The following is a 13,021-nucleotide window of genomic DNA, read 5'->3' as shown; positions in this document are numbered from 1 at the left end:
AAACTCCACGAAACATCTCCGAAACGCCCCCGGCCGGTCATCGAAGCGCTTCGACACCCCCTCAGAGGATGGCCATGCACGAACCCTTCCGCGACCCCGAGCTCCCCCTCCCCGACCGGATCGCCGACCTGTCGAGCAGGCTCACTCCGGCCGAGAAGGTGGGCCTGCTGCACCAGTACCAGGCGCCCGTCGAGCGGCTGGGCGTCGGCCCGTTCCGCACCGGCACCGAGGCGCTGCACGGCCTGGCCTGGCTCGGGCCCGCCACCGTGTTCCCGCAGGCGATCGGGCTGGCCTCCACCTGGGACCCGGAGCTGGTCCGCCGGGTCGGCGAGGCGACCGGCGACGAGGTGCTGGCCTTCCACCACAAGGACCCGACCGGCGCCGGGCGCAACGTGTGGGCCCCGGTCGTCAACCCGCTGCGCGACCCGCGCTGGGGGCGCAACGAGGAGGGCTACTCCGAGGACCCCTGGCTGACCGGTCTCATGGGCGCGGCGTACGCCCACGGCCTTCGTGGGAGCGCTCCCGTACTGAAGACGGCGCCCACGCTCAAGCACTTCCTCGCCTACAACAACGAGACCGACCGCTGCGAGACCTCCAGCAACCTCCCGCCCCGCGTGCTGCACGAGTACGAGCTGCCCGCCTTCCGCCCCGCGCTCGAACAGGGCGCCGCCGTCGCCGTCATGCCCTCCTACAACCTCGTCAACGGCCGCCCCGCCCACCTCAGCCCGCTGATCAACGAACTGCTGCGCGCCTGGGCGCCCGACGACCTGCTCGTCGTCAGCGACGCCTACGCCCCCGGCAACCTGTACGGCCTCCAGGGCTACCACGACACCCCCGCCGAGGCGTACGCGCACGCCGTCCGCGCCGGGCTCGACAGCTTCACCCAGGACGACGACCGCGCCGAGGCCACCCTCGGCCACCTGCGCGACGCCCTCGACCAGGGGCTGCTCACCGAGGACGACATCGACACCGCCGTGCGGCACGCCCTGTCGATCCGGTTCCGGCTCGGCGAGTTCGACCCCGCGACCCCGTACGACGACATCACCGAAGAGGTCGTCAACTGCCCCGCGCACCAGGAGCTCGCCCGCGAGGCGGCCCGGCGCTCGATCGTGCTGCTCGACAACGACGGGCTGCTGCCGCTGCGCGACGTCACCACCGTCGCCGTCATCGGGCAGCTCGGCGACACCGTCCTGGAGGACTGGTACAGCGGCACCCTCCCGTACGCCGTCACCGCCCGGGGCGGGGTCGCCGAACGGTGCACGACCGTGTTCTGCGAAGGCGTCGACCGGGTCACGCTCACCGCCGAGGCCGGGCCCGTGACCGCCGACCCCGCCGGCGGGCCGCTCAGCCTCGGCAGCGCGGAGGCCGACACGTTCGACGTGTTCGACTGGGGCGGCGGCGCCTACGCCCTGCGCGCCGTGGCCACCGGCCGGTTCGTGTCCGTGGCCGACGGCGTGCTCGTCAACGACCAGCCGGGGCCCAACGGGTGGGAGGTGCGCCAGACGTTCCGCATGGAGGAGCGCCCGCGCGGCTCGCTCGCCCTGCGCCACATCTCCACCGGCTGCTACGTCGGCGCCGCCGACGACGGCACCCTGCGCCTCGTCGACGACGCCGACCAGGCCGTCTGGCTCGTCATGGACGTCATCAGGGACGGCGCCCGGCAGGCCGCCGACCTGGCCGCCGCCGCCGACGTGGCCGTCGTCGTCGTGGGCGACCACCCCCTCGTCAACGGCCGCGAGACCGAGGACCGCACCACCCTCGCCCTCGCCCCAGCCCAGGACGCCGTCGTCCGCGCCGTGCGCGCCGCCAACCCGCGCACCGTCATGGTCGTCACCAGCGGCTACCCGCTCACCTGGACCGCCACCGGGCTGCCCGCCGTCCTCTGGTCCGCCCACGGCGGCCAGGAGTACGGCCATGCCCTCGCCGACGTGCTCTTCGGCGACGCCGACCCCGAAGGCCGGCTCACCCAGACCTGGTACCGCTCCGAACAGGAGCTCCCCGACCTGCTCGACTACGACATCATCACCGCCGACGCCACCTACCTCTACTTCCGCGGCACCCCCCGCTACCCCTTCGGCCACGGCCTCAGCTACGCCGCCTTCGACTACAGCGGCCTGCGCGTCACCCTGACGGAAGACACGGTCACCGGCGAGGTCACCGTCACCAACACCGGCGACCGGCCCGGCGCCGAAGTCGTCCAGTTCTACACCCACCAGCAGCGCTCCCGCGTCAAGCAGCCGCTGCGCCGCCTGCGCGGCTTCGAACGCGTCCGCCTCGCCCCCGGCGAGAGCCGCACCGTCCGCCTCACCCTGCCCGTGACCGAGCTCGCCTTCTGGGACGTCACCCGCAGCCGCTTCGTCGTCGAGACCGCCCCGCACCAGCTCATGGTCGGCCGCAGCGCCACCGACCTGCGGCTCAGCGCCCGCTTCGAGGTCACCGGCGAGAGCGTCCCGCCCCGCCGCGGCCTCCTGCGCGCCGTCGACCACGACTCCTACGACGCCGTCACCTTCACCGACGCCGCCCGCGAGAACGGCGAAGCCGTACGCGCCGAGACCGAAGGCGCCTGGATCCTCTTCCGCCAGGTCGACCTCACCGGCGCCGCCTCCTGCCTCGCCGTCGCCGGCAGCACCGAAGGCGGCGTCATCACCCTGCGCCTCGGCGACCCCCTCTACGGCAAGTCCCTCGCCACCTTCCCCGTGCCCCGCACCGGCCGCCACGACCAGCACGCCATCGCCGCCTCCCTTGCGGGCGTGCGCGGCGTGCACGATCTTTATGTCGTGTTCGAGAACGACGGCATCACGCTGGCCCAGCTCGACCTCGGAGCCGGCGCTTGAGCGGGCGCACGGTCACGATCGCCGAAGTCGCCCGGCACGCCGGCGTGGCCGTCAGCACCGTCTCCTACGTGCTCAGCGGCAAACGCACCATCTCCGCCGACACCCGGCGCCGCGTCCTCGACAGCATCAACGCCCTCGGCTACCACCCCCACGCCGGAGCCCGCGCCCTCGCCAGCAAACGCGCCAACGTGATCGCCCTCGTCCTGCCGCTGCGCGCCGGCATGCACGTGCCCGTCCTCATGCGCTTCGCCAGCGCCGTCGTCACCGCCGCCCGCGGCTACGACCACGACGTGCTCCTCCTCACCGCCGACGAAGGCACCGACGGCATCCGCCGCGTCGCCGCCAGCGCCCTCGTCGACGCCTTCGTCCTCATGGACGTCGAACTCGACGACCGCCGCGTCCCCCTCCTGCGCGACCTCGCCGAACCCAGCGTCCTCATCGGCTTCCCCGCCTCACCCGCCGGCCTCACCTGCGTCGACCTCGACTTCGCCGCCGCCGGCGAACGCTGCGTCGCCCACCTCGCCGAACGCGGCCACACCCAGATCGCCCTCCTCGGCGCCCCCGCCGTCGTCTACGAACGCGGCACCGGCTTCGCCCGCCGCACCCGCGAAGGCTTCCTCGCCGCCCTCACCGTCCACCACGTCACCGGCGTCGCCCTGCCCTGCGAGGAGACCTTCGACGAGGTGTACGAGACCGTCCGCACGCTCCTGACCGACCGGCCCGGCCTCTCCGGCCTCGTCGTCCACAACGAAGCCGCCGTCGGCCACGTCCTCAGCGCCCTGCGCCAGCTCGGCAAACGCGTCCCCCACGACGTCGCCGTGGTCGCCATCTGCCCCGACGACGTCGCCGAACGCGCCAGCCCGCCGCTCACCTCCGTCCTCATCCCCGCCGAGGAGGTCGGCCGCGAAGCGGTGCGCCTCGTCATGGACAAACTCACCGGCAAGCCCGCCCCCCAAGCCACCCTCCTCCCCCCACACCTGGCCCTCCGCGCCAGCACCTAGCCCCCAGGCCCCCTCCCTTTGAGACGCCCGCCGTAGCGGGACCTCGCCTTCCGGGGGCGTGCGCCGTCATGGGCGCGGCCCTTCCGGGACGGGCCTTGGCTGTCTCGACCCCGCCGTACGCCGCTTTCCTCCCACCGCCTCCCTCCCCGAAAGGAAATCCGCCGTAGCGGGACCTCGCCTTCTCGGGGGCGTGCGCCGTCCCCTCCTCGGAGAGGTTGCGCCTCCCTCCCCGAAAGGACGCCCGCCGTAGCGGGGCCTCCGGAGAGGCGGTGGGGTCGCTTCCTGTGGAGGGAGTGCGCCGTTGTCGGGGCTCGTGGGGCCGTTAAAGGATCAAAAAAGCCCCGAAAGCTCCCAGCAACACGGCGGGCACCGCTGGGGACAGCCAGGTGTGCCAGGCGGGGGGCCGGGAGGCGAGGGGCAGGGTGGGCCAGTGGGTGAGGGTGGCGGCCGTGGCGGCGGCGAGGGTGGCGGCGCCGAGGGCCCAGGTGAACGGGGGGACGGGACCCCAGGCGCCGGCGCGGTGGCCGAGCCAGAGGAACAGGGCCGCCCAGAGGATGCGGCTGACGGCGGAGACCCGGTCGAGGGCGGGGTTGCGGAAGGCGGAGTAGAGCAGCCCGAGCCCGATGAAGGGGAAGACGAGGGCGAAGAGGAGTTCGCGGATCGGGGGCCCGTCGCCGCCGTCGGGCGGGGTGACGCCGAGGAGGCGCCGGCCGAGGTCGTCGACGTCCTTGCTGGTGTTGCCGAGGACGACCACGCCGCGCCCGCTCGCGGGGTCGAAGCCCGCGTAGGTGCTGTGCCCGCCGGTGGCGCCGTTGTGCCAGGTGATCTGGCGGTCGCCGTAGGCGGTGGTGAACCAGCCGTAGCCGATGCGCCGGTGCTCGCCGGCGGGGAAGCGGGGCTTGGCGGCGTCGGCGCCGGGGGCGGTGCCCGCCATGACGGCCTGGACGAGGCGGGCGATGTCGTGGGAGGTGGACCAGACGGCTCCGCCCGCGCCGGCGTGGCCGTGGTCGCGCCAGGGGTCCATCGGCTGGCCGTACTGGCTCCGGCCGTGCGCGTGCCCGGCGGGGAGCGGTTCGCCGGGCTGGAGGACGACGGTGGAGGTCATGCCGAGCGGCCGGAGGAGCCGGTCGCGCAGCAGGGTCTCGTAGTCGGTGCGGGCGTGTTCGGCGAGGGCGAGGCCGAGGAGCGAGACGCCGAGGTTGGAGTAGGACACCTCGCCCCGGCCGGAGGCGGAGACGGCGGCGGCGTCGGCGAGTGCCTGCTGGGGCCCGGCGGCCGCGTAGGGGTCGGCGCCGCCGAAGACGTACAGGTAGGAGCGGAGGAAGCCGGCCGGGGTGGTGCGCACGCTGGGCACTCCGGCGCGGTGGGAGGACAGTTCGGCGAGGGTGGCGGAGCCGACGGCGGGGTCGGAGAACGGGACGGCGGGCAGCAGGTCGCGGACGGGGGTGTCGGGGGAGAGGCCGAGGTCGGCGAGCAGCATCCCGGTCATGGTCTTGGTGATGGAGCCCAGTTCGTAGGCGGTGCCGGGGCCGACGGGGCGGGGGTCGGGGCCGCCGGTGTCGCCGACTCCGGCGTGGCGGACGCGGCCGTTCTCGATGAGGGCCACCGACAGGCCCTGGTATCCGGCGTCGCCGGCGGCGCGGCGTACCTGCTGGGCGAGGGCGGGATCGCCGGTCGTGGCGGGGCTCAGGGCGGGCGGGCGGGGGGCGATGAGCAGGGCGAGCGCGGCCACGACCAGGGCGGAGAGGACAGCTACTCGCTTCATATTTCCGATAATACGTAATTCCGAAGTTCGGTGCGAAGGCGCCGGAAACGCGAAGGGCGCGCCCCCCGAAGGGGACGCGCCCGGAAAGGGTCGTGCGGGCTGTTACCAGTCGCCTCCGCCGAAGTCTCCGCCACCGAAGTCTCCGCCGAAGTCGCTCCAGCCGCCACCGCCCATGTCGCCGCCGAAGTCGCCGCCGCCCGCGTCGGCCATGCCCTCGGCATAGCCGGCGCCGTAGCCGCCCATGCCCCAGCCGCCCATCATGCTGCCCATCATGGTGCCGATGAACATGCCGGTCATGATGTCGCCGAAGCCGCCGTAGTAGCCGTAGGCGTAGGGCTGGTAGGCCGGGCCCGCGTCGTAGTAGGGGCGGCGCTGGCCGTTGACCATGACCTCGCGCATCTGCGGGTCGAAGCCGCGCTCGACGGCCTCGGCGTCGGCGGCGCAGGCGGGCACGTCACGCGCCACCCCGCCCTGCGGCGCCCAGCGCACGTCGCGCACCGACGGGCCGTGCTGCGGGTTGAAGAAGCAGGGCGCCCGGCGCTCGGGCACCGGCTGGTTGTTGACCCGGGCCTTCACCACGGCCAGCGCGTAGCGGCCGTCCTCCAGCGTCTGGGTCACCTCGCGCACCTGGTCGGGCCGCTCCACCGCGTTGAGCTGCGTCTTGGCCTTCTCGTAGGAGTCGAGAGCCTGCTGCCACTCCTGGATGTGGCTGCCGCCCTGGCCGGCGAGCGTGACGTCGGTGTCGAGCGCGGTGATCTCCTCGCCGAGCTTGGTGACGTCCTCCTCGACGGTCTGCTTGACCGCGGCCAGGTCCTTGGCGTCCTGGATGGCCTGCTTCTTCTTCTTGTTGCGCGAGTAGAGGAAGTAGCCGCCGCCGCCGGCGAGCGCGAGCACGCCCAGCGTGGCGAGCACGCCGGTGCCGCCGCCGCTGCCGCCGACCGGGCCGGAGGTGAGCGCGGAGGAGCGCTTGTTGGTGGCCAGCAGGTTGACCCGCTCGACGAAGTCCTTCATGCCGTCGGACAGGTTGTCGTGGTTGCGGGTGGACAGGTTGGCGGCCTGCCCGGTGTAGCGGCTGAAGTTGGACGCGGCGAACAGCGACTTGCCGTCGAGCACCGCGATCGTCACCTCGCCGCTCTTGGCCGCGGACACGGCCTCGCCGAGCTGCTTCAGATAAGGGCCGGCGGCGGCGTTGGAGGCCAGCGTGCCGTCGGGCAGGGCGGCCACGTAGATGCTGCTCTTGGAGTCCTTCAGCGCCTCGCGGATCGCCGACTGCTCGTCGGAGGTCAGCGGTGAGCCGGACTGCACGAAGAGCGGATCTTTCTGGTCCTTCCAGTGGGCCAGCACGGATTGGGCGTCAGGGGGCGCGGCGGCCGCGTTGGCGGCAGGGGACAGCGCGAGAACAACGAGTAGACCGGCGATCAGAGCCGCGATCGCGGCCCCTGCACGGCGCAGCGAATGGGTCATTGGCAGCAAGCCTCCTTCGCCCATGAGGACGAACGGGCGGTCGGCAAAGTTCCTCACTGCGCACGTTACCCGCCCGGCGCGCTCCGGGCGCGCCCCGGTGCGGGCATCCTGGCGGGTCCGGACGCCCGCGCCGCGAATCTTTGCCCTCGATCTCGGCGCCGGTGACGCTCAGGCGTCCTTGATCTCGCAGATGACGGCCCCGGAGGTGATCGTCTGGCCGACGGCGGCGGAGAGCCCGGTGATGACGCCGGATTTGTGCGCGGTCAGCGGCTGCTCCATCTTCATGGCCTCCAGCACCACCACGGTGTCGCCCTCGGCCACGGTGTCGCCGTCGGCGGCCACGACCTTGACGATCGTGCCCTGCATCGGCGTGACGAGGGAGTCGCCGCCGGCGGCGGCCGTGCGGGCGCCGCCCCCGGCCCGCCTGGGCTTCTTGTTCGCCGAGGGCGTAGCGACGCCCGCGCCGAGCCCGGCCGGCAGCACGACCTCCAGGCGCTTGCCGCCGACCTCGACCGTCACCGTCTCCCGCGACACCGGCTCGGCCGTCTCGGGGGCGCCGGCGTAGGGCGGGATCGTGTTGTCGAACTCGGTCTCGATCCACCGGGTGTGGACGGCGAACGGCTCGCCCGTGAAGGCCGGGTCGGTCACGACCGCCCGGTGGAACGGCAGCACGGTCGGCATCCCGTCGATCTCGAACTCGGCCAGCGCCCGGCGCGCGCGCTCCAGCGCCTCCCGGCGGGTGCGGCCGGTCACGATCAGCTTGGCCACCAGCGAGTCGAACGTCTGGGGCACGGTCATCCCGGCCTCGTAGCCGGAGTCGAGCCGTACGCCGGGACCCGACGGCGCGCGCATCGCGGTGAGCGTGCCGGGCGTCGGCAGGAAGTTGCGGCCCGCGTCCTCGGCGTTGACGCGGAACTCGATGGAGTGGCCGCGCAGCTCCGGGTCGCCGTAGCCGATCGGCTCGCCGTCGGCGATGCGGAACATCTCGCGCACCAGGTCGATGCCCGCGACCTCTTCCGACACCGGGTGCTCGACCTGGAGCCGGGTGTTGATCTCCAGGAACGAGATCGTGCCGTCCTCGCCGACGAGGAACTCGCAGGTGCCGGCCCCGACGTAGCCGGCCTCCTTGAGGATGGCCTTGGAGCTGGAGTAGAGGATGTCGACCTGCTCCTGGGTGAGGAACGGCGCGGGGGCCTCCTCCACCAGCTTCTGGTGGCGGCGCTGCAGGGAGCAGTCGCGGGTGCTGACCACGACCACGTTGCCCTCGCGGTCGGCCAGGCACTGGGTCTCGACGTGGCGCGGCCGGTCGAGGTAGCGCTCGACGAAGCACTCGCCCCGGCCGAAGGACGCCACGGCCTCGCGGACGGCCGACTCGTACAGCTCGGCCACCTCCTCCAGGCGGCGGGCGACCTTGATGCCGCGCCCGCCGCCGCCGTAGGCGGCCTTGATGGCGATCGGCAGCCCGTGCTCCTCGGCGAACGCGACGACCTCGGCGGCCCCCGAGACCGGGTCCTTGGTGCCGGCGACGAGCGGCGCGCCGACCTTCTGGGCGATGTGCCTGGCCTGCACCTTGTCGCCGAGCGCGGCGATGGCGGCGGGCGGCGGCCCGATCCAGGTGAGCCCGGCGTCGATGACCGCCTGGGCGAAGTCGGCGTTCTCGGCCAGGAAGCCGTAGCCGGGGTGCACGGCGTCGGCGCCGGAGCGCTCGGCGACCGCCAGCAGCTTGCCGATGTCGAGGTAGGTCTCGGCGGGGGACGCGCTGCCCAGGGAGTAGGCCTCGTCGGCGACCCTGACGTGCAGGGAGTCGAGGTCCTGGTCGGCGTAGACGGCCACGCTCCCGATGCCGGAGTCCTTGCATGCCCGTGCCACTCGTACGGCGATCTCGCCGCGGTTGGCGATCAGAACCTTGTGCACCGACGTCCGTCCTTCCTGGCTCGTACTCATCGGAGTTTAAAGCGCCCATCCCGGACGGACCCCCGCTGCCCCGGACGGGCCGAACAATCCTCCGGACGACCATAGCCGCTCGGCATAACCGGGGCGATCAGCGATTCACGCGTCTATGGTGAGGGCGCTTCCATGTCGATCCAGGAGGTACGCATGAGCCAGAGCATGCTCGGGGGCGATCCTGCGGAAATGCAGGCCATGGCCACCCAGTTCACGCAGCAGGCGGAGGCCGTCCGCGCCACGATGACGGCGCTGGACCGCGAGGCGTCCAAGGTCGGCACCGCCTGGACCGGCCCCGGCGCCCAGCGGTTCCAGGGCGCCTGGCAGAACTACCGTGCCGCCTTCCAGCGCATGTCCGAAGAGCTCAACGAGGCGTCCCGGGTCATCAACACCTACCGGGGCAACATCGAGTCGGCGACCCGCTGACGGGGGGAGCCCCGGTCCGGGCCGGGGCTTCTGCCTGATCGACAGGGCAGGCTACTCTTTTCGGACATGATTGCCCGCGCCTTTCTGGCCTGCCTGCTGGCCCTTCAGCTCGGCGTGGCTCCCGCGGCGGCGGCGACCGCCGACGAGTGCCGGCCGAAGCGGGGCACCCAGCAGCTTCCCGGCGCCGAGCCCTGGGCGCAGAAGCGGCTCGACCCCAAGCGCGTGTGGCCGCTGTCGACCGGCGCGGGCGTCCGGGTGGCGATCATCGACAGCGGCGTCGAGCTGAACCATCCGCAGCTCCGCCTGGCGGGCCGGGCCGACCTCACCAACACCGGCATCCGCGACTGCATCGGGCACGGCACCGCGGTCGCGGGCATCATCGGCGCCGTGTACGTCGAGGGTGTGCCCTTCCACGGCATGGCGCCGGCCGCGCAACTGCTGTCGTACAAGCAGACCAACACCGAGCGCGACGGCGACCCCGACCTGATGGTCAAGGCGATCAGGTCGGCCGCCGACGAGGGCGCCGACGTCATCAACATCTCCTCGGCCACCACCGACTTCCCCGCGCTGCGGGACGCGGTGGCGTACGCGCTGGCCAAGGACGTGGTGATCGTGGCGGCGGCCGGCAACAAGCGGGCCGAGGACGGCACCCCGATCCCGGCCTATCCGGCGTCGTACGAGGGCGTGCTGGCCGTCGGGGCGGCCGGGCAGTCGGGGGCGCTGTCGGAGTTCTCCAACGACAAGACGCCGGTCTCCGTGCTGGGTCCGGGCGAGAGCATCACCTCCACCTGGCCGGGCAAGGCCTACAACCTGGAGCTGGAGGGCACCAGCTACGCGGTGCCGTACGTGGCGGGGGTGGTGGCGCTGGTGCGGGCCAGGTTCCCGACGCTCGACCAGGACCAGGTGCGGCGGCGCGTCATCGCCACGGCCGACCTGGGCACGGGCACCACGACGGCGGGGATGGTCAACCCCATACAGGCGGTCAGCGCCGTGCTGCCGTTCGAGCCGGCCAACGCGCCCGTGGTGGCGCCGCCGCCGCCCGCGCCGCTCCCGCCGGGCGCGGTGGCCGCGGTGCCGCCCGTCGACCACGCCGCGCGGAGCCTCGGGCTGATCGTCGCGGGGTCGGCGCTGGGTCTCGTGCTGCTCGTCGCGGTCGCGCGGGCGCTCGTCCCGATGGGCCGCCGCCGGGGCTGGCGCCCCGGCCGCACCGACTGACGCAGGCCCCGCCGCGGCTCCTACTGCGTCAGCAAGGAAACAAGACCATGAATTGTTGGGTACGGCCCGAAACCTATGTGGCGTATGTGACCAATCTGGTTGAATATAACTAGATCTTGCTTTTTGCCGTGGAAAGGTTTGGGCATGCACCCATTGCGCCCTGGTGATCCCGAGCGGATCGGTGATTACAGCATCCTCGGGCTGCTGGGAGAGGGGCCGCGCGGGGAGACCTTCCTCGGGCGGGAATCCGATGACGCCCCCATCCGGGCCATCAAGCTGCTCCCCGGCGTGCCCGAACCGGCACCCGACGCCCTCGCGCCCTACCTGGCCGCCCAGCGGGTCTCCAGCTCGTACGTGGCGCGGGTGCTCGACGCCGGTTACCTGGCGGACCGCCCGTACATCGTCCGCGAGCACGTCGAGGGCAAGAGCCTGGCCGAGACCGTCGAGGCCGATGGGCCGCTGGCCGGCGACGCGCTGGAGCGGGTGGCCGTCGGCGTGCTGACCGCGCTGTCGGCCGTGCACCTGGCGGGGCTGACCCACCGCTCGCTCAGGCCGCACAACGTGATCCTCGCAGCCGAGGGGCCGAGGGTGACCGACGTGACCGTGGGCGACCCCGTGGGCGAGCCCGGCTACCAGGCCCCCGAGCAGCTCACCGGCCTGCAGTACGGGCCGTACGCCGACGTGTTCGCCTGGGCCGCGACGATGACGTTCGCGGCCACCGGCAAGCCGCCGTTCGCCGACCGCGACGCCGTGCTGACCGGCGAGCCCGAGGTGGGCGTCGGGGACGAGGCGCTGCGCCGCGTCCTGCTGTCGGCGCTGGCCAAGGACGTCAGCCAGCGGCCGACCACGTACAGCGCGCTCATGCAGGTGCTCGGCGACCCCGGCGCGGGCCGCCAGCAGGCGCCGGACCAGACCGCCATCGAGGGCGTGCCCGTCCCCGGGGTGGCGCTCCAGGGCGTCCCGATCCCGGCCGTGCCGCTCCCGGGCATGCAGCCGATGGTGCCCCCGCAGGGCGGCCCCGGCCAGCCGGTGCAGGGCCCGCCCATGCAGCACCCGACCATGCAGGGGCCCCCGATGCAGGGCTCGCCCGTGCCGGGCGTCCAGCAGGCGGAGCCGATGTGGGGCCCGCCCGAGCCGGGCGGTCAGCCGCAGCAGCCGCCCCAGCCGCAGCAGATCCGGCTGGAGGCCGTGCAGCCCAGGGGCTCGCAGGGGCCGCGCAGGAAGTTCCCGATGGGCCTGGTCGCCGGGGTGGGCGCGGTCGCGCTCGTCTCCGCGATCGGCCTGTGGGGCGCCAACCGGTACGTCGAGTACCAGCAGGTCGGCACCACCGTGGCCGCCCAGGCGAACGCCGACGGCATCCCGGTGCCCAACAGCGCGTCCGCGGCCCCGGTTCCGCAGGGCACCGCGCCTGACGGCGGCCCGGTCCCGCAGCAGCCGCAGCCGACGGTCACCGTGCCGTGGGGCGCCACGCCCGACGTGGACGAGGCCGGGGTGGCCCCGCTGGTGCTGCCGACCGAGTGGCCGACGACCACCGCGGGCGTGCCCGAGCTGACCTCGGTGCCGACGACGCCCACGGCGATGCCGACGCAGCCGGTCGTGGTGCCCACGGTCACGCAGCAGCCGACGGCGGCCCCGACCGCCGAGGCCGAGCCGACGCCGACCAAGAGGAAGAAGAAGCCGCAGCCGACGGCGACCGTCACCAAGACGGAGAAGCCGACGGAGCAGCCCTCGGAGCAGCCGACGGAGAAGCCGTCCGAGAAGCCGACCGAGCAGCCCTCGGAGCAGCCGACCGAGAAGCCGACCGAGAAGCCGACCGAGAAGCCGACGGAGAAGCCCTCCGAGAAGCCCACGGAGAAGCCGACGCAGGCCCCGGAGCCGAAGCCCACGCCGACCAAGCCGAAGCCGACGCCCACCCAGCCGAAGCCCACCCCGACCCAGCCCAAGCCCACGCCGACGCAGCCCAAGGCGACGGCCAAGCAGGCGGCCCCGGTGAAGAACCCGTACACGCCCACCCAGGTGTGCGGCTCGGGCTTCGTCGTCCAGCGCTCCAGCTCCTTCTCCGGCGGCGCCACGTACCAGCTCTGGAACAACAGCACCGGCCAGAACTGCGTGGTCACCATGAAGACGGTGGACGTGGGCAAGTCCACCCCCGTGAGCGCCACCCTGGAGGTCCAGAACGGCCCCAGCAAGACCGACTCGGGCAGCTTCGAGTACTACGCGGGACCGGTGAAGCTGCCGGCCGCCGGGAAGTGCGTGCGCTACTCCGGCAGCGTGGGCTCCGGCTCGACGAGCGCGGGCTGGGCCAACTGCGGCTGACGACGCCTTGACGAAAGGGCCCGGACGATCACGTCCGGGCCCTTTTCGCTGTCCGT

At 73.1% G+C, this 13,021-nt stretch carries 8 protein-coding genes; 5 read left to right on the top strand and 3 right to left on the bottom strand.

The window, feature by feature from the left end; translation table 11 throughout:
* Positions 1–74 precede the first annotated feature (74 nt).
* Positions 75–2,834, top strand: coding sequence for a glycoside hydrolase family 3 C-terminal domain-containing protein (locus tag ACWDXC_RS03680; RefSeq protein WP_449977672.1), 2,760 nt, complete (start codon positions 75–77; stop codon positions 2,832–2,834).
* Positions 2,831–3,835, top strand: a complete 1,005-nt coding sequence (locus ACWDXC_RS03675) for a LacI family DNA-binding transcriptional regulator (protein ID WP_449977669.1) — start codon at positions 2,831–2,833, stop codon at positions 3,833–3,835. The genes ACWDXC_RS03680 and ACWDXC_RS03675 overlap by 4 nt, the downstream gene beginning before the upstream one ends.
* A gap of 322 nt (positions 3,836–4,157) precedes the next feature.
* On the opposite strand, the gene ACWDXC_RS03670 is transcribed toward ACWDXC_RS03675, so the two are convergent.
* The 3 genes from ACWDXC_RS03670 to ACWDXC_RS03660 all read right to left on the bottom strand — a co-directional run bounded on the left by ACWDXC_RS03670 (position 4,158) and on the right by ACWDXC_RS03660 (position 8,978).
* Positions 4,158–5,600 (bottom strand): serine hydrolase domain-containing protein, encoded by a 1,443-nt coding sequence (locus ACWDXC_RS03670; protein ID WP_449977666.1) that lies wholly within the window; start codon positions 5,598–5,600, stop codon positions 4,158–4,160.
* Positions 5,601–5,702: 102 nt separating this feature from the next.
* Positions 5,703–7,064 (bottom strand): hypothetical protein, encoded by a 1,362-nt coding sequence (locus tag ACWDXC_RS03665; protein ID WP_449977664.1) that lies wholly within the window; start codon positions 7,062–7,064, stop codon positions 5,703–5,705.
* Positions 7,065–7,232: 168 nt separating this feature from the next.
* The gene (locus ACWDXC_RS03660; RefSeq protein ID WP_449977661.1) at positions 7,233–8,978 is read right to left on the bottom strand and encodes an acetyl/propionyl/methylcrotonyl-CoA carboxylase subunit alpha; all 1,746 of its coding nucleotides are present in this window, start codon (positions 8,976–8,978) and stop codon (positions 7,233–7,235) included.
* A gap of 183 nt (positions 8,979–9,161) precedes the next feature.
* Between ACWDXC_RS03660 and ACWDXC_RS03655 the strand changes: the two genes are divergently transcribed.
* From ACWDXC_RS03655 to ACWDXC_RS03645, 3 genes are all read left to right on the top strand, one after another.
* Positions 9,162–9,434 (top strand): WXG100 family type VII secretion target, encoded by a 273-nt coding sequence (locus ACWDXC_RS03655; protein WP_219499876.1) that lies wholly within the window; start codon positions 9,162–9,164, stop codon positions 9,432–9,434.
* A 66-nt stretch (positions 9,435–9,500) separates the two neighbouring features.
* Entirely contained in the window at positions 9,501–10,649 is a 1,149-nt protein-coding gene (locus ACWDXC_RS03650; protein ID WP_449977658.1) for a S8 family serine peptidase, read from the top strand.
* 144 nt (positions 10,650–10,793) lie between these two features.
* The gene (locus ACWDXC_RS03645) at positions 10,794–12,965 is read left to right on the top strand and encodes a protein kinase domain-containing protein (protein ID WP_449977655.1); all 2,172 of its coding nucleotides are present in this window, start codon (positions 10,794–10,796) and stop codon (positions 12,963–12,965) included.
* The last annotated feature ends 56 nt before the right edge of the window (positions 12,966–13,021 follow it).

This window comes from Nonomuraea sp. NPDC003214 (assembly GCF_053590035.1).
Note: the sequence above shows the minus strand (reverse complement) of the source record. Positions and strands in the feature narration are given on the sequence as shown.

Coding starts and splice junctions, on each gene's coding strand:
- ACWDXC_RS03680 (WP_449977672.1), top strand. CDS start 75: ATGCACGAACCCTTCCGCGACCCCGAGCTCCCCCTCCCCGACCGGATC.
- ACWDXC_RS03665 (WP_449977664.1), bottom strand. CDS start 7,064: ATGACCCATTCGCTGCGCCGTGCAGGGGCCGCGATCGCGGCTCTGATC.
- ACWDXC_RS03645 (WP_449977655.1), top strand. CDS start 10,794: ATGCACCCATTGCGCCCTGGTGATCCCGAGCGGATCGGTGATTACAGC.
- ACWDXC_RS03670 (WP_449977666.1), bottom strand. CDS start 5,600: ATGAAGCGAGTAGCTGTCCTCTCCGCCCTGGTCGTGGCCGCGCTCGCC.
- ACWDXC_RS03650 (WP_449977658.1), top strand. CDS start 9,501: ATGATTGCCCGCGCCTTTCTGGCCTGCCTGCTGGCCCTTCAGCTCGGC.
- ACWDXC_RS03655 (WP_219499876.1), top strand. CDS start 9,162: ATGAGCCAGAGCATGCTCGGGGGCGATCCTGCGGAAATGCAGGCCATG.